Here is a 19,289-nt window from a genome sequence, read left to right on the forward strand (position 1 = left end):
TGATCACTCGACGAGGCCCTCGCTCTTGAGCCAGTCATAGGCGACGTCGGAGGGGTCCTCGCCGTCGATGTCCACGCGACCGTTGAGTTCCTGCATCACCTCGTCGGTCAGCCGCTCCGACACCGGCTTCATCAGTGGCGCGATCTCGGGGTACGCGTCGAAGACCTCCTTGCGGACGACGACGGTGCCGCTGTAGGGGAGGAAGTATTTCTTGTCGTCGTCGAGGACCACGAGATCGAGGTTCTTGATACGTCCGTCGGTGGTGTACACCATGCCGAAATTGCAGGGCGAGCTCTTGGCCGTCGAGGTGTAGACGATGCCGGAGTCCATCTGGGTCACATTGCCGGTCGGCACGCCGTTCGGGGTGTTGTAGGGAATGCCGTAGGTCTGCAGCATCGGCAGGAATCCGTCTGGCCTGCTGAAGAATTCGTCGTTGATGCAGAAGGTGCGTTCGGCCACCGGGAGACGGGTGATGTCGGACATGGTCTTCACGTTCAGGCGCTCGGCGGTCGGGGTGGACACGGCGAACGCATAGGTGTCGTTGAAGTTGGCCGGCGGCAACCACACCAGGTCGTTCTCGGCCAGTTCGACGTCGTGGACCTTCTGCCACAGTTCCTGAGGGTCCGGGATGGTGTCGGTCTCGTGCAGATAGGTCACCCAGGCGGTGCCGGTGTACTCCCACGTCAGGTCGGCGGTGCCGTTGAGCATGGCCTGCCGCGACGACGCGGACCCGGGCGCGTTGGTCATGTCGGTGATCGCGGCGCCTGCCGCGCCGAGATACGTCGCGGCGATCTTGCCGAGGATGATGCTCTCGGTGAAGTTCTTGGAGGTGACGGTGATCTTCGCGCCGTCAAGGGGTTTCTCGCCGTCGGGCAGTGAGGCGCTGTGAAACGTACCGGACGAACTGACCAGGCCGCAGCCGGCGACGGTCAGCATCGTCATCGCCACCGCGGCGACGATCCGGGCCATGCGCACCATGCCGCCACGTCCGGTCATGAGATCCCCTTGGGCGTGGCGAACAACTCGAACAGACGCCCGAGCCAGTCGATGGTCAGGGCCAGCAGGCCGACCAGCACGGCGCCGGACAGGAGGAGTTTCGGCAGGAACAAGGTGACGCCGGTGGTGATGAGAGTGCCGAGGCTCGTCGCGCCGATGAACGTGCTCAGCGTCGCGGTGCCGACCAAGATGACCAGCGCGGTCCGGACCCCGTTGAGAATCACCGGCACCGCCAGCGGGAGCTCGACAAGGACCAGGGTGCGTAGTCCGGAGTAGCCGATTCCGCGCGAGGCCTCCACGGTTCGCTGGTCGACCTGTCGTAGCCCGACGATGGTGTTCTGCAGGATCGGCAGGATCGCGTAGACCACGAGGCCGACCACGGCGGTTCTGAACCCGGTGCCCAGCCAGAAGGTGAACAGGACCAGGAGACCGACGGCCGGGGCGGCCTGACCGACATTCGCGATGTTCACGGCGATGGGATTGAGCCACCGCATCGATGGCCGGGTCAGCACGATCCCGAGCGGGATCGCGATCACCACCACGATCACGGTCGACACGACGGTGAGCTTGATGTGGTCGTAGATGGTGATGCGCAGGTTGTCCCACGCCAACGCGGCCTGCTCGGTCTCGGTCAAGGTGGTCGTCCGATACCAGACGATGTAACCGACCAGTAGCACGACGATGATGAGTGGCTCGAACCACACATCCATCGGCAGTCGTCGCAGGCGGTTCATGGCTTCTCGTGGGGCTCGTCGTCGGCGGCGACGATCACCGGCATCTCGTCGGTTGATGTGCCCTCCGGGTGTCCCACGTAGCTCATGTCCTCGTCGGGCCGAGCCTCCGACAGTTGCCCTCGGATGATCTCCATGACCGTCCCGATCGACAGGGAGCCCACCACCGCGCCGCGACCATCGGTGATGAGCACACCACCCTGGCTGGCCGCCAGCATGGAGTCGAGGGCGTCGTTCAGTGTCGAAGACCTGGCGACGACCGGCAGTCGCCGGTCGATGTAGTCGGAGACCTGTGGTTTGGCGCCGAGTTCGTCCAGTGACGGCCACGCGCGCGGGTGCCCATGCTCATCGACGACGACCACCCACGTGTGCCCGGCGGCGTGCGCACGTCCGAGCACCGTCTGCGACGATTCGCCGACCTCGGCGGTGGTGACCGGCTCGACCGGGACATCGCGCACCCGCGACAGCGTCAGATGCGCCAGTGTCGCACCCGATCCGACGAAGTCCTCCACGAACGGCGTGGCCGGGTTGGCGAGAATGTCCTCGGGCGGCGCGTACTGCTCGATGTGGCCGCCCTGAGACAGGATGAGGACCTTGTCGCCGAGCTTGGTGGCCTCGTCGAAGTCGTGCGTGACCACCACGATCGTCTTGCCCAGCTCGTGCTGGATGGCGATCAGGCTGTCCTGCAGGCGGACCCGGGTGATGGGATCCACGGCCCCGAACGGCTCGTCCATCAACAGGATCGGCGGATCGGCGGCCAGTGCGCGAGCCACCCCGACCCGCTGCTGCTGCCCACCCGACATGTCCTTGGGCAGACGATCGGCGTAGGTGGCCGGGTCGAGACCTACGAGGTCGAGCAGATACTCGATACGGTCGGCAATCCGCTTCTTGTCCCAGCCGAGCACCTTCGGGATCGCGGCGATGTTCTTGGCCACCGACCAATGCGGGAACAGCCCGCCCGACTGGATGACGTACCCGATGCCCTGACGCAATTTGTCCGGGTTCTCGTGCGTGACATCCCGGCCGTCGATCAGGATCCGGCCCTCGGTCGGTTCGATGAGCCGATTGATCATCTTCAGCGTCGTGGTCTTTCCGCACCCGGACGGGCCGACAAAGGTGACGATGTCGCCCGCGTCGATCTCGAGGTCGAGACGTGCGACCGCGGGCTCATGCTGCCCGCGAAACTGTTTCATGACGCCGTCGAGGTGGATCGACGCGCCCGTGACGACGCGGTCCGGGGCCCCCGGCGCGGTGGACGATTCGGTCATTGCAGTCCTTTGGATATCGTGAGTCGTCCGAGCAGAACCAGGAGTCCGTCGAACACCAGGGCGATGATGACGATGAGAATCGTTCCGGTGAGAGCCATCTCGAGCGCATTGGCGCCGCCTAGCCGGGACAGTCCGCTGAAGATCAGGGACCCGAGACCCGGGCCGAGCACGTAGGCGACGATCGCGGCGATCCCGATGATCATCTGCGTCGACACCCGAATCCCGGTGAGAATCACCGGCCATGCCATCGGCAGCTCGACCGACACGAGGATGCGCCAGCGTGACAGACCGATTCCGCGCGCCGATTCGACCACCGATGGTGGCACCGAGCGCAATCCGACGATCGCGTTGCCGATCACCGGCATCGTCGCGAAGAACGCGAGCATGATGAACGACGGCACCACGCCGAGCCCGAACGGCACGATCAGCAATGCCAGCAGGGCGAGGGACGGAATGGTCAGGGCGACACGGCTGGTGGTGAGCGTGAGCGCCGAGAAGAAAGGCAGCCGATAAACCGCGACGGCGACGAGTACGGCCACCAGCGTGCCGACCAGCACAGTCTGAAACGCCAGCGACGCATGCTGATACGTGAGGAACGTCAGAGTGGCCGCGTGCCCCTGCACGTAGTCCCACAGCTGCACACCGAACCCCCTCGTCGTCGGCCCCGACGGTGGTCACTCACCGGACCGATCGTCGGACTGGGGAGCTGAACCGGATTTCACCATATAACCGAAATCCTCGTCGCCGACGGTTTTGCTCGAGATGGTCCGAGTTCGAGATCGCCGCCATCGGGTCGGCGACACCGTCTGACCTGTGGCGATGCCGCGAGGTAACGATTCGTCAAAGAAAGTCGACTTCTGCGCCCGCCGAGTCAAAGCTGCTTGTCGAAGCACCTTTCCAGCGTTCGGGTGACGATGCGCCAGCCGTCATCGGTCAGCGTCCAGGTGTCGGAGTACCAAAGCCCCAGCAGGAACGTCGAGTTGTCCGGCGTCTGCATCGGGTTGAGACACAGCGTGCGGGTCGTGGCGGTGGCCCCGTCCACCCGGATGTCGTGGTTGCCGACCAGGTGGCAGTAAGCGGAGAAGGCTGGAAGTACTTGGGAAAGCCATGCTTTCACCTCGCTGAGGTTTCCGACGATGCCGCCGGTCGCGCTGTAGTCGATGTGCGCGTCGGGGATGAACACCCCGTCGAGCTCGTCGAATCGGCCCGCATCGACTGCAGTCGAGTAATCGGCCAGGATCTGTTGGATCTCGAGTCGTGCGGAGATCTCCTCGATGGACAGCATCTCTATTGATTACCGCAGATCGGTCCGCGTCGATAGGGTTGCCGTATGGCAGTGAGCCGCCCGACCGACAAGTCCGATGAGGTGCAGCGTGCGCCGCGGGCCCGTATGACCGGTCCCCAGCGGCGATTGCAGCTGATCGAGGTGGCCCGCGGACTGTTCGCCGAACGGGGTTTCGAAGGGACCTCGATCGAGGAGATCGCCCAGCGTGCCGGTGTGTCGAAACCGATCGTGTACGAGCATTTCGGTGGCAAGGAAGGTCTTTACGCGGTCGTCGTCGACCGCGAGATGGAGACGCTGCTCGAGATGGTGACGTCGTCGCTGTCCAAGAACCGGTCGCTGTATCGCATCCAGCAGGTTGCGCTCGCGCTTTTGACCTACATGGAGGAGCGCACCGACGGCTTTCGCATCCTGGTGCGCGGTGACCGGACGAACACCAGCGGGACCACCACCTATTCGAGTCTGCTGAACGACGCCATCAGCCAGGTCGAGCACATCCTCGCGAGCGATTTCGAGCGCCGCGGATTCGAACCCTCCCTGGCCCCGCTGTATGCGCAGGCGTTGGTCGGCATGGTGTCGGTGACTGCGCAGTGGTGGCTCGACGTGCGGGAACCGTCCAAGGAGGTGGTGGCCGCTCACCTCGTGAACCTCTGTTGGAACGGGCTGACCCGGCTCGATCCGCATCCCGAGTTGGTGGGGCCCGAGTACGTGGAGGAGCGGGATCGGACGACGACCGAGGAGTGATCCGCGGATCGGCGGTCCGTCAGTCCGGTGTCCGGACGTCCGGCGTCACCGAGTCCAGGTCGAGCGTGCGAGTGCGGTGAGCGCGTCAGCGGTCTGCGCGGTGAACGTCTCGGCGTCACGCATGCCGACGGTCAGCGCGCGAACCATGGTCGCGCCGACGAGCATGTCGAAGAGGGCGTCGGCCCTGGCACTGCGCAGCGAAGTCGGCGTGGAGTCGAGGGCGGGTGTGACGGTGTCGGTGAAATCCGTGCGGACCCCGCGCTCGATCCGGGCCAGCAGCAATCCATAGAGCTGCTCGTCCTGTTGGTAGGCGGCCAGCAGCCCGGGTATCGCGGCGCGGGTCGCCGGATCGGCGAGGTGGCCGAGGAACACCGTCACCCACGCGTGCAGATCGTGCTCGAGGTCGCCGGTCGCGATCGGCGGGTAGATTTCCCGGGACCCGAAGACGGCATCCTCGATCAGCATCTCCCGACCGGCCCAGCGCCGGTAGATCGTCGGTGTGCCGACGCCCGCACGCCGCGCGATCGCCACGATGGTCGCGGACGCATAGCCGCCTTCGGACAGGAGCTCGCGGGCCGCCGCGAGTACGGCGGAGTCCTTCTCCGGGTCACGCGGACGGCCGGCTGCGGGTCGGTGCGGCTCGGACACCGGATGAACGTTACCGAATCTCTCGACCATTTACGTTATTGCCCGTAACGTAATGGCGGCATCGCATCGGCGACAAGGAGGACCGCGTCATGCTGACCGCGCACGACGAATTGCTCTGCCATCAGATGGCCACGACATTCGATCATCCTGAGCAGAGCGATCTGCGCTGGGTCGAACGGATCGTGATGTACGGATTCGACCGCTCGGGCGACGTGACGGTGATGACCGGGCTGGCGCGCTATCCCAACCGCAACGTCACCGACGCGTATGCCATGGTCACGCGCCGCGGTGGCCAGACCCGCGTCGTACGGGTCTCCTCCCAGATCGATTCCGCGCCGGTCGGTGTGGGGACCTACGCGGTCGGCCCTTATACGTATCGGGTCTGCGAGCCGCTGTTGTCGACGCGTGCCGTGTTGGCGGCCAACGATCACGGGCTCGAACTGGATCTGACCCTCACCGGGGTGTTCCCGGCCTACGAACAGACGCCCGCATTCCACCGGTCCCGGGGCAGGGTGCAGGAGAACGCACGTCGCTTCTATCAGAACGGAACCGTCAAGGGTCACATCGTGCTCGACGGTGAGCGCATCGACCTCGATCCGAACCGATGGTGGTTCGGCCGCGACCACTCGTGGGGCATTCGCAACGGGCCCGGCGGTGGCAGCCTCCCGGAAGGAACCGAGCTGCAACCGGGTGACATCCCGGACGGCGTCCTCTATTACATGGGCATCTTCGAATTCCACGACGAACTGGTGCATTTCGCGCAGCGCGAGGACAGTCGTGGACGACGCACCCAATTCGAGGGAGAGGTGCTGCGGCCTTTGTCGACCGGTGGTGGTTCGTCGGCGATCATCGACGTCGGACATGACCTCGAGTTCCGCTCTGGACTCCGTGTCATCAGCGGCGGCACGTTCACCGTGCATCGGGACGACCGGACCACCAGCGTCGTCGACGTCACACCCATCTGCGACTTCTGGCCCGGTCTGGCCGGCTACCAGGAGTACCGCGGGTACGCATCTGGGTATTGGCGGGGAAGGGATTTCATCGATGGATTCACGGTCGACGTGAGTGATCCCGACACGATCGCACCGGTCACGTTCCTCAGCGAGACGCTCTGCGAGGTACGCATGGACGGCAAGATCGGACACGGGCTGGTGGAGATGGTCTTCCTCGGTGCGTATCCGCGGTACGGATACACGGGCTGGTGAGTCGTGGCCAGGACGCCGAATGTCCGGATCGCGCCGGACCTGTTGCCGGAAGCGATCGAAGCCGTCGTCCGCAGAAGGGTTCCGGGTGCATCCGGGGCCCGCGTCGGTGACTGGCGTCCGGCGACCCAGGGATTCTCGACGGAGACGTTCCTGTTCGACCTCATCGGTGTCGACGGGCGTGACGAACCACTGGGGCTGGTGTTCCGTCGCCCGCCGGTGATCCCGGTGCTGCCCGACTTCGACCTCCGCCGTCAGTACCTGACGATGGATCGGCTGCGCGACACCCGGGTTCCGGTACCCGGGATGCGCTGGATCGACACCGACGCAAGTGATCTGGGTACACCCTATTTCGTGATGGATCGAATCGACGATGTGGTCACGGTCAATGACGTCCCGCCCTATCACGAGGCGGGCATCTTCGCCGACGCGGACGCCGCCGGGCGGGCGACATTGTGGAACGGGTGTGTCGACCTGATCGCGAAGGCAGCCACGGTCGACCCGGTGGCGCGACGGCTCGGATTCCTCGACCTGCGGGCGTATGGGTCGTCGGCGCCACAGCGGCTGGCCGGATTCCTCCGATATGCACTCACCTGGGCGAGCCACCCGAGTCCGGTGGCCGAATCTCTCGTCCGGGCACTGGACTGGCTCGACGACAATCTCTACGAGCCCGAGCGTGTGGGACTCTGCTGGGGTGACAGCCGGATGTCGAATGTGTTGTACGACCACGACTTCGGCACGGTGGCCGCGCTCGACTGGGAGATCGCCTATCTGGGTGATCCGGGCGCGGACCTCGCCTGGATGTTCGCGACGGACTGGGTGAGCAGTCCGCTGCCCGATCGGGCCTGCGCGCCGGGCACCCCCTCCCGCGAGGAAACCCTGGATCGCTACCGTCGGCTCACCCGGCTGCGTCTGGACCACATGCTCTTCAACGACGTGAGTGCCGCGCTCCTCTTGGCGATCCCGCTGCTCCGACTGAACCAGATCCTGGATCTCGACGGGGTCGACCTCGCCGGGATCTGTGTCGCACGCCTCGACCATGTGTTCAGCCAATGACACCGACCCGGATCCGACCACCGGGTCGTCCGGGATCGGAGTGCGAGCTCGCAGGGATCAGGACTGTTCCTCGCCGCCACGACGCTCCGGGACACGCAGGCGCATGTCCATCCGGCATCATCGTCGGCATGGTCACCATCCGTTCCGCGGCCGCGGCCGATTGCCCGGCCATCGCCGACATCTACCGGCACTATGTCGAGCACACCGTCGCCACGTTCGACTACGCGGCGCCACCGGTCGAGTACTGGGAGTCCAAGCTCACCACCATAGGGAAGGCCGGGCGGCCGTTTCTGGTGGCCGTCGGCGGCGAGACGGTGCAGGGTTTCGCCTACCTGGGATCGTTCCGGGACAGACAGGCCTATGACCGGACCGCGGAGGACACCATCTACCTGCACCCCGACGCCGGAGGTCGGGGCGTCGGCGGTCGGCTTCTCGGGGCGCTGCTCGACGCCGCCGACCCCGACAACGTGCGACAGGTCATCGCGGTGATCGCCGCCACCGGCGGCGAGGCATCGGTCGCGCTCCATGCCAAGCACGGTTTCGCCGAGGTCGGCCGGACCCCCCGCGTCGGGTACAAATTCGATCAGTGGATCGACTGCATCTACATGCAGCGTGCGCTGCCCTGACCGACCGTAATCGGCGTTGCCTACAATCGTCGGAGTGTCATCAACCCCCGCCCTGCACGGGCTTGCCGCGGTCACGTGTGCAGACAAGGCGATCGCGGACCTCGTTCGTCGGCGGGACCAGGATCGTCTCGACATCACGGCCCCCGACGCCGCCCGGCCCTTCATCGTGTCGTGCCTTGCTGCCGCCGCGCCGGGCGATGACGCCACCACGGCGCCGCTCCTGGTGGTCTCGGCCAACGGACGCGAGGCCGACGACCTGACCGCAGAACTGGCCGAGTTGCTCGACGACCCGGCCTCGGTGGCGCAGTTCCCGTCGTGGGAGACGTTGCCGCACGAGCGGCTCTCGCCCAGCGCCGACACCGTCGGGCAACGGCTCGCGGTTCTGCACCGGCTCGCCCACCCGGACGAGGGGACACCCATACGCGTCGTCGTCACCACGGTCCGTTCGCTGGTCCAGCCGATGGCGCCGGGCCTCGGGTCCGCCCGGACCATCTCGCTGGCCGAAGGCCTGGAACTCGACTTCGAGGTACTGCTGACCGACCTCGTGGAGATGGCCTACGAGCGAGTCGACATGGTCGGCCGTCGAGGTGAGTTCGCGGTCCGTGGCGGCATCCTCGACGTGTTCCCGACCACCGCCGACTTCCCGGTGCGCGTCGAGTTCTGGGGTGACGAGATCTCCGAGATGCGGGCCTTCTCGGTCGCCGACCAGCGCAGCCAGCCCGAGATCGACGTGTCGGTGGTCCGTATTCATCCGGGCCGAGAGATCATCCTGACGCCGGAGGTCCGTGCGCGCGCCGCCGATCTCGCCACCGATCATGCCGGCGAGCAGGTCCTCGCCGAGATGCTCACCAAGCTGGCCGGCGGGATCCCCGTCGAAGGCATGGAAGCCCTCATCCCGATGCTCGTCGAGGGCCGGATGCAGATGCTCACCGAGGTCGTCCCCGCGGGGACGCGAGTTCTGCTGCTCGATCCGGAGAAGATCCGCACCCGGGCCGCGGACCTGGCGCAGACCGGCGCCGAGTTCCTCGAGGCGTCGTGGACGGCCGCGGCGCTCGGTGGTGACGCGCCGGTCGATGCCTCGACGATCGATCTGCAGGCTAGTGCGTATCGCTCGCTGGACGAGGTGGCGAGAACGACGCTGTCGGCCGGACGCTCCTGGTGGACGATGAGTCCGCTCGCCACGGGCAGCGGAGACGAAGTGGAGCTCGACCTCACCGCCGGGCCCTCGCCGCGCGGCAACGAGGGCGAGATCGCCACTGTGTTCGCGAATCTGCGTGCCCATGTCACTGCGGGTGGGTCGGCCGCGATCGTGGTGGCGGGCAAGGGAACCGCGCAGCGTGTCGGCGAGCGTCTCGCCGAGGCCGAGGTGCCCGCCGTCATCGTCGAGCCGGGGACGCGCCCGGAACCGGGACAGGTCTCGGTGTTCCATGGCACGCTGCGCGCGGGGCTCGTCTGCCCCGACGCGCGTCTGGTGATCGTCACCGAGACCGATCTGACCGGAAATCGGGTCGCCGGCGTGCGGGACGGTCGTAAGCTGCCGGCCAAGCGCCGCAACCAGGTCGATCCGCTGGCCCTGACGGCAGGCGATCTGGTGGTGCACGACCAGCACGGCATCGGCAAGTTCGTCGAGATGATCGAACGCACGGTCTCGGGTGCGCGCCGCGAGTACCTGGTCCTCGAATACGCGGCGGGCAAGCGGGGGCAACCGGCCGATCGTCTGTTCGTGCCGATGGATGCACTCGACCAGCTGTCCCGGTACGTCGGCGGCGAGCAGCCGTCGTTGTCGAAACTGGGTGGGTCGGACTGGCAGAACACCAAACGCAAAGCGCGCAAGGCGGTGCGAGAGATCGCGGGTGAGCTGGTCCAGCTCTACGCCGCGCGTCACGCCGCACCCGGTTACGCCTACAGCCCCGACACGCCGTGGCAGCGCGAGATGGAGGACGCCTTCGACTTCACCGAGACGGTCGATCAGCTCACCGTCATCGCCGAGGTGAAGTCGGACATGGAACGGCCGGTCCCGATGGACCGGGTGATCGTCGGGGACGTCGGCTACGGCAAGACCGAGATCGCCGTGCGCGCGGCGTTCAAGGCGGTTCAGGACGGCAAACAGGTCGCCGTGCTGGTTCCGACAACGATTCTGGCGCAACAGCATCTGCAGACGTTCACCGAGCGCATGACCGGCTTCCCGGTGCGGGTACACGGTTTGTCGCGCTTCACCGACCCCAAGGAGTCGAAGGAGATCATCGACGCGATGGCCTCCGGTGAGGCCGACATCGTGATCGGCACCCATCGTCTGCTGCAGACCGGCGTCACCTGGAAGGATCTCGGGCTGGTCATCGTCGACGAGGAGCAGCGGTTCGGCGTCGAGCACAAGGAACACATCAAGTCCCTGCGCACACACGTCGACGTGCTGACCATGTCGGCGACGCCGATCCCGCGCACGTTGGAGATGTCGATGGCCGGCATCCGCGAGATGTCGACGATCCTGACCCCGCCCGAGGAACGTCATCCCGTTCTCACCTACGTCGGTGGGTATTCGGCGAAGCAGGTGGGGGCGGCCATCCGTCGCGAACTGCTGCGTGACGGTCAGGTGTTCTATGTGCACAACCGGGTGTCGACGATCGACAAGACGGCACGGGACATCGCCGCGCTGGTCCCCGAGGCGCGGGTCGTCGTGGCGCACGGTCAGATGAACGAAGATCAGCTCGAACGCACCGTCGCCGGTTTCTGGAATCGCGAATACGACGTGCTCGTCTGCACGACCATCATCGAGACCGGCCTCGACATCTCGAACGCCAACACCCTCATCGTCGACCGTGCGGAGAATTTCGGCCTGTCGCAACTGCATCAGCTCCGTGGCCGCGTGGGACGCAGCCGGGAACGTGGGTACGCCTATCTGCTCTACAGTCCCGAGCGGCCGCTCACCGAGACCGCCTACGACCGACTGGCCACCATCGCGCAGAACAACGAACTCGGGGCCGGCATGGCGGTGGCGCTCAAGGATCTCGAGCTGCGTGGTGCCGGAAACGTGTTGGGCGCGGAACAGTCCGGTCACGTCGCCGGCGTGGGATTCGACCTCTATGTACGGCTGGTTGGCGAGGCGGTCGAGGCGTACCGCGCGGCGGCCGACGGCAAGACGGTGTCGACCAGTGAGCCGACCGAGGTGCGTATCGATCTGCCGGTGGACGCCCATATCCCCGTCGAGTACGTGGACTCCGACCGGCTCCGGCTCGAGGCCTATCGCAAGCTCGCCGCCGCCACCGACGACGAGGCCGTCGACGGCGTGCTCGCAGAACTCTCCGACCGTTACGGCGAGCCGCCGGAGGAGACCCGCCGGCTCGCGGCGATCGCGCGCTTCCGCTTGCGCGCCCGCGAACGGGGGGTCTCGGAGGTCGGGATGGCCGGAAGCGGGGTGAAGATCTCACCGATGACACTGCTCGACAGCGAACAGGTGCGGTTGAAGCGGCTGTACCCGTCGGCGAGCTATCGGGCGACGACGTCGGTGATCACGCTGCCGATCCCACGGACCGGTGGAGTCGGGTCGGCGCGGGTTCGCGACGAGGAACTCATCGACTACCTCACGAAGTTCCTCCTGGCCCTGCGGCCGAACCCGGACCTGGACTGACGCACACCGGCCGAGCAGCCCGGATCCGCGCGGTTCGATCCGGGCTCTCCGCCGGCGCGCTGGGTCGTCGTCGAACCTGCCCGGTGTCCACAGCGAGTTCACGCGGACGCTGGGATAACGTCATGACGTCCGCACCCCGAACGGAGGTCGTCGCCCGTGGCTGTCGTGCTTCTCGATCCGCTTCGCCCTGACGTGATCCCGCTGCGTGGACTCGCGTTGCTCGACGGGCCTGTCGTCGTCACCGAGGATGTCCATCCGTCCACGCTGTGGGAGTTGGGTAAGACGTCGGCGTCCTGGGCGGAAGTGGACGATCCCGGGGCGACCCTGCTTTCGAGCGATCGTGCGCACCCGTTCGTGCGGGCCAGGATCGACGGGGGAGAGGAGGTCGTGGAGGCTCGGCCGGTGCCCGGTGCTGCGCTCCTCGAAGCAGTCGCGCTGATGGACACGCTGCGTCGCAACGGTCCATGGGAGAGCACTCAGACGCACCCCTCGTTGCGGCGATATCTCCTCGAGGAGTGCTACGAACTGCTCGACGCCATAGACGACGGCGATCGTGACCTGCTCCGCGAGGAACTCGGAGATCTGCTCCTCCAGGTCCTCTTCCATGCCCGGATCGCCGCCGACGACCCCGATCGTCCGTTCGACATCGACGACGTCGCCCGCAGTTTCACCGCCAAGGTCACCGGACGCACGCCCGGTGTCCTGTCCGGCGCGCACGCAGACCTCGAGACCCAGATCCGCGAGTGGGAGGAACGCAAGGCCGCAGAGAAGAATCGCGGATCGGTGCTCGACGGGGTGGCCACGACTGCCCCGGCTCTGGCCTTGACCCAAAAGGTCCTCGAGCGACTCGCGGCAGCTGGTTTCCCGCTGGAGATCATCGATCCCGCCATCACTTCCGTCGCAGTGCAGGCGGGTGGTGACAGTGTCGAAGAGATTGCCCGACAACGTGTCCGATCCTTGATGTCGCGTGTCCGCGACGCGGAGAAGCGCGCCGATGCCGAGGGCCTCACCCTCGACACGGCGGCGGCGTGGGTGGCGGCCATGGGTGCGACCCGAGCGGAAGTGAACGGCGCAGACTGAGCCCCGCAGAAGTGAGCCCCGCAGAAGTGTGCCCCGCAGAAGTGAGCCCCGCAGAAGTGAGCCCCGCAGAAGTGAGCGCGGTGGTCGAGAAAGTGGCCTTCGTCGAGTGAGCGGTGGTGGGCGAGGCGAGTGACGACGCCCGCCCTCAGCCCTCGAACAACCGTTGACCCCACCATTCGCCGGGTTTGAGGCCGGGTGGGATGGCGAACAGCGACGATCCGTTCGGGATGAGGTATTCGGTCATCGCGTCCTGGCGCGACAGAACCTGCTGCATCGGCACGAACTGTTTTCCGGAGTCGCGATTGAACGCGATGAAGAACAGTCCGGCATCGAGATGGCCGAATCCGTCCGAGCCGTCGGTGAAGTTGTAGCCGCGACGCAGGATCTGGATTCCGCCGAGATTGTCGGGGTGTGCCAGCCGCACATGTGCGGTCCGCGGGATCATCGGTGCGCCGTACGACGTGACGTTGAAGTCGGGGGTGTCGAACTCGTTCTGCTGGCCCAACGGAGCGCCCGACGACTTGAGCCGCCCGATGATCTGCTCCTGCTCCAGCAGATTGGCCCGGTCCCACGGTTCGATGTCCATCCGGATGCGCCGCGCCACCAGATAGGTGCCGCCGGTCATCCACTGCGCCGCCGGGGGATTGTCCTCCCGGCCGACCCACACCCACCGGTCGAGGAGATCGGTCTGCTCGGCGCGGAGATTGGCGGTTCCGTCCTTGAACCCGAACATGTTCCGCGGTGTCTCCTGGGACTTCGTGGTCGACGAGGTCCGCCCGAACCCGAGTTGCGACCACCGCACCGCGACGACGCCAAGCCCCATCCGGGCGAGATTGCGGATGGCATGGACAGCGACTTGCGGGTCGTCGGCACACGCCTGGATGCAGATGTCGCCGAAGGACCGGGACGCCTCGATCTTCTCGGCGGCGAATGCCGGCAGGTCGACGAGCGCCGCCGGTTTGCGGTCGGCGATGCCGAACCGGTCGCGCCGGTCGGGATCGGATGCACTGGGCCCGAACAGTCCGGGCCCGAAGCCGATGGTGAGCGTGAGATTGGCGGCGCTGAGTCCCAGCGCCTCACCCGTGTCGGCCGGGGGCGTGTAGTCGCCGAGGCCGACGGCACCCTCCGCAACCGTCTCCTCACCGCGCGTCATCCGTTCGGCGGCCGATGTCCATTTCTTGAGCATCTCGACGAGATCCTCGCGGGAATCGGTGATCACGTCGAAGCTCGCGAAGTGCAGCCGATCCTGCGCGGCGGTGATGATGCCGGCCTGGCGGTCACCGCGGAACGGCACCACGCCTCGGGAATCGGCGGTCTCCTCGGCTGCCGTCGCACGACCGACCGCGACACCACCGGCGGCGGCCGCGACCACCCCGACACCGGCGCCGCCCAGCAGCGCGCGCCGCGAGAAGCGGTGTCGTCCGGAGGGTTCGGCGGGGGTCGGGGTGGGTTCGGTCATCAGCCCAGCACCAGCCCGGGAACCTGGGACAGGGAGGCGGACAAGGCGTCGATCTTGTTGGACAGATCCTTGCGCTGGTCCTCGGTGACCTGCGTGTAGCTCACGTATCCGTCGCCGTCGCGGTACTGGTTGATCGCGTTGCGGACGTCGGCGAACTGGGCGGTGATCTTGTCCATCAGCGCCTGGTCCTTGGCCGAGATCATCGGCTGCATCTCCGCGATCAACGTCTCCGCGCCGTCGACGTTGGCCGCGAAATCCCAGAGATCTGCGTGGGAGTAGCGGTCTTCCTCGCCACCCACCTTGGTGGCCGCGATCTCGTCGATCAAGGCCTGCGGACCCTGCACGAACTGGCGGGTCTCGAAGGTGAAGTCGGACTTGTCGACCTCGGTCTTGAGCTCGGTGACATTGGCGAGCAGTTCATCAGCGGCCTTGTCGATGTTCGCCTGGTTGTCGTTGGCCTTGGCGTCGGCTGCATCGTCCGGAGCGATCTGCCCGGGTGCCTCACCGACCTCCTGCGGCTGGGGCGGCCACAGGAAACGCTCGGTGCGGTGGAAACCGGTGAAGGGTTGCGTGCCGCCCTCGGTGTCGTCCCAGCGCATGTCGATCGCGGGGTCGAGATCAGGGAAGGATTCGGCGACGGGTTCGATGCGCTCGTAGAAGGTGCGAACCTGACCGAACATCGCGCGCGCGGCGTCGAGTTCCCCGGCCTTGATGTGGTCGACGTAGATCTGGGTCTGGGCGGCCAGGCCGTTCACCTGACCGCGCACGTAGTCGAGGTAGCGGGCCTTCGCGGCGTTGACGTCGGCCGGGACCTCTTCCTTCGCCTTCTTGTCGCCGGACACGCTGATCTCCTGGCGGATGCCGGTGCCGACCATGCCCGGCTTGCACGCCACGGTGTAGGTGCCCGGATCGGTGACCTCGACGGTCAGGTTGCCCGACAGTCCCGGTCCGATGTTCTCGACCTCGCCGAGCACGCGATTGTTGTTGCCGTACACGTAGAACTCGGTGACCTTCGAACCGTTGTTGGTGACCTTGAAGTTCACGTCACCGGTCTGCGCGTCCGTGCCGTCGAGGTCGCAGGCGTCGTTCGTCGACGTGACCGCGATCGCGCCGTCGGCACTCTCCTTGGAGGTGCAGCCCGCCAGCAACAGCGGCGTGGCCACGGCCATCGACAGCAGCGCGACAGCGGTGGTACTTCTCGAGTTCACCTGGGATTCCTTTCAGATACCGGCTCGGTAGTCGCCGGGGTGTCAGCGGGCGCGTCGGCCGGCCGTGGTTGCCGGTTCGCGCGGAGGAAGAGCGTGAGGACGATGGCGACGTACAGGCACCACGCGACGACCTGGAGCACGGTGGGATCGGGCCGGAAATTGAAGATGCCGGCGAGCACCGTCCCGTACCAGGACGACTGGTCGTAGTACGTGCTGATGTCGAAGGCGAGGGCGTTGCCACCGGGCAACCAGCCGACCGTCTGCAGTGCGCGGATGCCGTAGGAGAGGATGCCGGCGGCCACGAAGATCAGGAAGATGCCGGTATACAGGAAGAATGCGTGAAAGTTGAGGCGCACCGCACCGCGATAGAGCAGCACGGTGACGACGATCGCGACGACGATGCCCAGCAGCAGACCGAGTAGCGGCCACAGTCCGCCGGACACGCTTTCCGCGTAGCCGACCATCAGCAGAGCGGTCTCGAAGCCTTCACGGCCCACCGCGAGGAACGACAGTCCCAAGACCGAGGCGGCGCCGGTGAGCAGTGCGTCCGACATCCCCGCCTTCAGGTCCGACGAGATGTGTTTGGCCGCCTTGCTCATCCACAGCACCATGGCCGTGACGATGGCGACCGCCACGAGCGATGCCAACCCCGCGATCAGTTCGGCGGTCAGTGACGTCACCGTCGAGGTACCGAGGTGGATGACCAGGAAGATTCCGAGCACCATCGCGACCGCGGCGCCGACTCCCGCCCAGATCCACTTGAGTGCATCCCGACGGCCCGCCTTCACGACGAACGCGATCAGGACCATGACCACGATGCCCGTTTCGAGGCCTTCGCGTAGTCCGATGAGGCCGCTGCCGAACATCTGCGCAAAAATCGAGGGCGCGCCACCCGCAGCCAGGTACTCCATGCCGAACTCTCTGTCTCGTCTCCGTCGCGCTCGTCATCCACCGCGTTGTCGCGAGGTTTGGTGAGGCTAACCATGTGACAGTAGCCTCCGATGCGCGGGAACCGAAAGCGTGGTCGCAAAGTTGTCTTGAAGACGGGTCCAAAAACCCAGACGGCGGCAGAGAGTGGAGGGCGGAAGATGGGGCGGCGCACAGCCGGGAGACGACTGGTGCTCGCTCCGACGATCGTCCTCGCGACGGCACTGCTCGCATCGGCATGTATCCACCTGCCCACGCTGAACCGTCCCGACATCCCGGACGGCATCCCGCCGGGCGCCGGTGCGCCGACGCCCTACATCGACATCAACGCCCCCGGCCGCACCGCCGAGCTGATGCGCACCTGGGCTGAGCCGATCGCGGACCCGACGGGCATCCCGCTCATCGCCCTCGAGGCGTACGGAAACGCCGCCGAGATCCAGCGGCAGCAGCATCCGGAGTGTGGCCTCGCCTGGACCACGCTCGCCGGTGTGGCCGCGGTGGAGAGCAAGCACGGCACCCACCACGGCACCAACATCGCGCCCAACGGCGACACCTCGCCCCCGATTCGCGGTGTGGCGCTCGACGGGACGCGCGGGAACATGCAGATCCACGACACCGACGGCGGAAAGATGGACGGCGACACCACCCACGACCGTGCGATGGGCCCCTTCCAGTTCATTCCCGAGACCTGGAAGCGTTACGGCGTCGACGCGAACGGCGACGGCAAGGCCGACCCGGACAACATCGACGACGCCGCGCTGTCCGCGGCCCGGTATCTCTGCGTCTCGTCCGGTGGTGACATGACCACGCCGCAGGGCTGGGAGAAGGCCGTCAAGGTCTACAACAACTCGATGGCGTACGTGCTCGACGTGCGGGATCGGGCCAACGCGTACTCGATCAACGTCCGTTACTGACCGACGGTCGAGACCAGTCCGTCCCTTGTCGAGTGTCCGATGCGCGCAACGATTAGTCTTTGAGCTGAACCTGTCGGCGTCGAACGGCGTCGACCAGTCGAGGTGATAAGGGGCTAGAGCTGTGGCAATGATCGAGCAGGTCGGTGCACGCGAGATTCTCGATTCACGAGGCAATCCGACCGTCGAGGTCGAGGTCGTACTCGACGATGGCACCTTCACTCGTGCCGCGGTCCCGTCCGGCGCCTCGACCGGTGAGCATGAGGCCGTCGAGCTGCGAGACGGCGGCGAACGTTACGGCGGTAAGGGCGTGACCAAAGCCGTCGAGGGCGTCCTCGGCGAACTCGCGCCTGCCGTCATCGGTCTCGAGGCCGAAGACCAGCGTCTGGTGGACCAGGCATTGCTCGACTGTGACGGAACCCCCGACAAGGGTCGTCTCGGCGCCAACGCGATCCTCGGTGTGTCCCTTGCGGTGGCCAAGGGTGCGGCGGAGTCGGCGGGCCTGCCGCTCTTCCGCTACCTCGGCGGACCGAATGCGCACATCCTGCCGGTGCCGATGATGAACATCATCAACGGTGGCGAGCACGCGGACAACGGTATCGACTTCCAGGAGTTCATGATCGCGCCGATCGGCGCACCGACCTTCAAAGAGGCGTTTCGCTGCGGTGCCGAGGTGTATCACTCGCTCAAGTCGGTGCTGGGCAAACAGGGCATGAACACGGCGTTGGGTGACGAGGGTGGATTCGCCCCCGATCTGCCGAACACCGAGGCCGCACTGGCCGCGATCGGTGAGGCCGTCGAGAAGGCCGGATACAAGTTCGGCCAGGACGTGGTCGTCGCGCTCGATGCCGCGGCCACCGAGTTCTTCTCCAACGACGTCTACAAGCTCGAGGGCAAGGACTGCTCGTCGGCCGACATGATCGCGTTCTTCGAGAAGCTGGTCACCGACTTCCCGATCGTGTCGATCGAGGACGGGTTGGCCGAGGACGACTGGGCCGGATGGGCCGCACTCACCGAGGCGATCGGCGACAAGGTGCAGCTCGTCGGCGACGACCTGTTCGTCACCAACCCGGAGCGTCTCGAGCGGGGCATCTCCGAAGGAGTCGCGAATGCGTTGCTGGTGAAGGTCAACCAGATCGGTTCGCTCACCGAGACCCTGGACGCGGTCGCGTTGGCGCACAACAACAGTTACAAGACGATGATGAGTCACCGGTCGGGTGAGACCGAGGACACCACCATCGCCGATCTCGCCGTGGCCTGCAGTTGTGGGCAGATCAAGACCGGCGCGCCGGCCCGCAGTGAGCGTGTCGCGAAGTACAACCAGCTGCTTCGTATCGAGGAAGGTCTCGGGGACGCGGCACGGTACGCAGGGGACCTCGCCTTCCCACGTTTCTCGTTCGGTTCGTGATTAGCTGGACCCCATGACATCGAGCGGGTCTCGTGGGGTTCGCGCCGGGCGAATTCATCGGTCGCAGGCGGACCGTCGTGGCACGACCACGCGACGGTCCGCCCGTCCCCGTTCGCCG

The 19,289-nt window shown here is 66.3% G+C and carries 17 protein-coding genes; 8 read left to right on the plus strand and 9 right to left on the minus strand.

Annotated features, from left to right (window positions below; translation table 11 throughout):
* Nucleotides 1-3: 3 nt before the first annotated feature.
* The 5 genes from ACVT6V_RS12950 to ACVT6V_RS12970 form a co-directional block, all read right to left on the minus strand.
* A complete protein-coding gene (locus ACVT6V_RS12950) occupies nucleotides 4-978 on the minus strand; it encodes a glycine betaine ABC transporter substrate-binding protein (RefSeq protein WP_489900799.1) in 975 nt (324 codons plus the stop codon).
* A 14-nt stretch (nucleotides 979-992) separates the two neighbouring features.
* Nucleotides 993-1,730 (minus strand): ABC transporter permease, encoded by a 738-nt coding sequence (locus ACVT6V_RS12955; protein ID WP_489900156.1) that lies wholly within the window; start codon nucleotides 1,728-1,730, stop codon nucleotides 993-995.
* Complete coding sequence (locus tag ACVT6V_RS12960; protein ID WP_489900157.1) at nucleotides 1,727-2,995, minus strand: ATP-binding cassette domain-containing protein; 1,269 nt, start codon at nucleotides 2,993-2,995, stop codon at nucleotides 1,727-1,729. The genes ACVT6V_RS12955 and ACVT6V_RS12960 overlap by 4 nt, the downstream gene beginning before the upstream one ends.
* Nucleotides 2,992-3,636, minus strand: a complete 645-nt coding sequence (locus ACVT6V_RS12965) for an ABC transporter permease (RefSeq protein WP_489900158.1) — start codon at nucleotides 3,634-3,636, stop codon at nucleotides 2,992-2,994. Before ACVT6V_RS12965 ends, ACVT6V_RS12960 begins: the two co-directional genes overlap by 4 nt.
* A 230-nt stretch (nucleotides 3,637-3,866) precedes the next feature.
* A complete protein-coding gene (locus ACVT6V_RS12970; protein ID WP_489900159.1) occupies nucleotides 3,867-4,280 on the minus strand; it encodes a nuclear transport factor 2 family protein in 414 nt (137 codons plus the stop codon).
* A 45-nt stretch (nucleotides 4,281-4,325) separates the two neighbouring features.
* Here ACVT6V_RS12970 and ACVT6V_RS12975 point away from each other — a divergent pair, with 45 nt between their 5' ends.
* Nucleotides 4,326-5,021, plus strand: coding sequence for a TetR/AcrR family transcriptional regulator (locus ACVT6V_RS12975; protein WP_489900160.1), 696 nt, complete (start codon nucleotides 4,326-4,328; stop codon nucleotides 5,019-5,021).
* A gap of 45 nt (nucleotides 5,022-5,066) precedes the next feature.
* Here the strand turns inward: ACVT6V_RS12975 and ACVT6V_RS12980 are convergent, their stop codons facing one another.
* On the minus strand, nucleotides 5,067-5,669 hold the full coding sequence (locus tag ACVT6V_RS12980; RefSeq protein ID WP_489900161.1) for a TetR/AcrR family transcriptional regulator: 603 nt from the start codon (nucleotides 5,667-5,669) through the stop codon (nucleotides 5,067-5,069).
* An 89-nt stretch (nucleotides 5,670-5,758) separates the two neighbouring features.
* On the opposite strand from ACVT6V_RS12980, the gene ACVT6V_RS12985 reads away from it, so the two are divergent.
* The 5 genes from ACVT6V_RS12985 (at nucleotide 5,759) to ACVT6V_RS13005 (ending at nucleotide 13,258) form a co-directional block, all read left to right on the plus strand.
* Complete coding sequence (locus tag ACVT6V_RS12985; protein WP_489900162.1) at nucleotides 5,759-6,874, plus strand: Rv3169 family protein; 1,116 nt, start codon at nucleotides 5,759-5,761, stop codon at nucleotides 6,872-6,874.
* A gap of 3 nt (nucleotides 6,875-6,877) precedes the next feature.
* Nucleotides 6,878-7,927: a phosphotransferase family protein gene (locus ACVT6V_RS12990; RefSeq protein ID WP_489900163.1), complete on the plus strand. Its 1,050-nt coding sequence runs from the start codon at nucleotides 6,878-6,880 to the stop codon at nucleotides 7,925-7,927.
* A 128-nt stretch (nucleotides 7,928-8,055) separates the two neighbouring features.
* Nucleotides 8,056-8,553 carry a GNAT family N-acetyltransferase gene (locus ACVT6V_RS12995; protein ID WP_489900164.1) on the plus strand — a complete coding sequence of 166 codons (498 nt, stop codon included), beginning with the start codon at nucleotides 8,056-8,058 and terminating at the stop codon, nucleotides 8,551-8,553.
* 34 nt (nucleotides 8,554-8,587) lie between these two features.
* Nucleotides 8,588-12,178 (plus strand): transcription-repair coupling factor, encoded by a 3,591-nt coding sequence (gene mfd / locus ACVT6V_RS13000; RefSeq protein ID WP_489900165.1) that lies wholly within the window; start codon nucleotides 8,588-8,590, stop codon nucleotides 12,176-12,178.
* Nucleotides 12,179-12,334: 156 nt separating this feature from the next.
* Complete coding sequence (locus ACVT6V_RS13005) at nucleotides 12,335-13,258, plus strand: nucleoside triphosphate pyrophosphohydrolase (protein ID WP_489900166.1); 924 nt, start codon at nucleotides 12,335-12,337, stop codon at nucleotides 13,256-13,258.
* Nucleotides 13,259-13,403: 145 nt separating this feature from the next.
* On the opposite strand, the gene efeB is transcribed toward ACVT6V_RS13005, so the two are convergent.
* The 3 genes from efeB to efeU are packed head-to-tail and all read right to left on the minus strand — an operon-like array spanning nucleotide 13,404 to nucleotide 16,836.
* Complete coding sequence (gene efeB, locus ACVT6V_RS13010) at nucleotides 13,404-14,717, minus strand: iron uptake transporter deferrochelatase/peroxidase subunit (protein ID WP_489900167.1); 1,314 nt, start codon at nucleotides 14,715-14,717, stop codon at nucleotides 13,404-13,406.
* Nucleotides 14,717-15,886 carry an iron uptake system protein EfeO gene (gene efeO / locus ACVT6V_RS13015; protein WP_489900800.1) on the minus strand — a complete coding sequence of 390 codons (1,170 nt, stop codon included), beginning with the start codon at nucleotides 15,884-15,886 and terminating at the stop codon, nucleotides 14,717-14,719. Before efeO ends, efeB begins: the two co-directional genes overlap by 1 nt.
* 35 nt (nucleotides 15,887-15,921) lie before the next feature.
* Complete coding sequence (gene efeU / locus ACVT6V_RS13020; protein WP_489900168.1) at nucleotides 15,922-16,836, minus strand: iron uptake transporter permease EfeU; 915 nt, start codon at nucleotides 16,834-16,836, stop codon at nucleotides 15,922-15,924.
* 177 nt (nucleotides 16,837-17,013) lie between these two features.
* On the opposite strand from efeU, the gene ACVT6V_RS13025 reads away from it, so the two are divergent.
* A complete protein-coding gene (locus ACVT6V_RS13025; protein ID WP_489900169.1) occupies nucleotides 17,014-17,766 on the plus strand; it encodes a lytic transglycosylase domain-containing protein in 753 nt (250 codons plus the stop codon).
* Nucleotides 17,767-17,887: 121 nt separating this feature from the next.
* The gene (gene eno / locus ACVT6V_RS13030; protein ID WP_489900170.1) at nucleotides 17,888-19,171 is read left to right on the plus strand and encodes a phosphopyruvate hydratase; all 1,284 of its coding nucleotides are present in this window, start codon (nucleotides 17,888-17,890) and stop codon (nucleotides 19,169-19,171) included.
* Nucleotides 19,172-19,289: the final 118 nt, after the last annotated feature.

The sequence above is a fragment of the Gordonia sp. LMA167 genome (assembly GCF_058130025.1).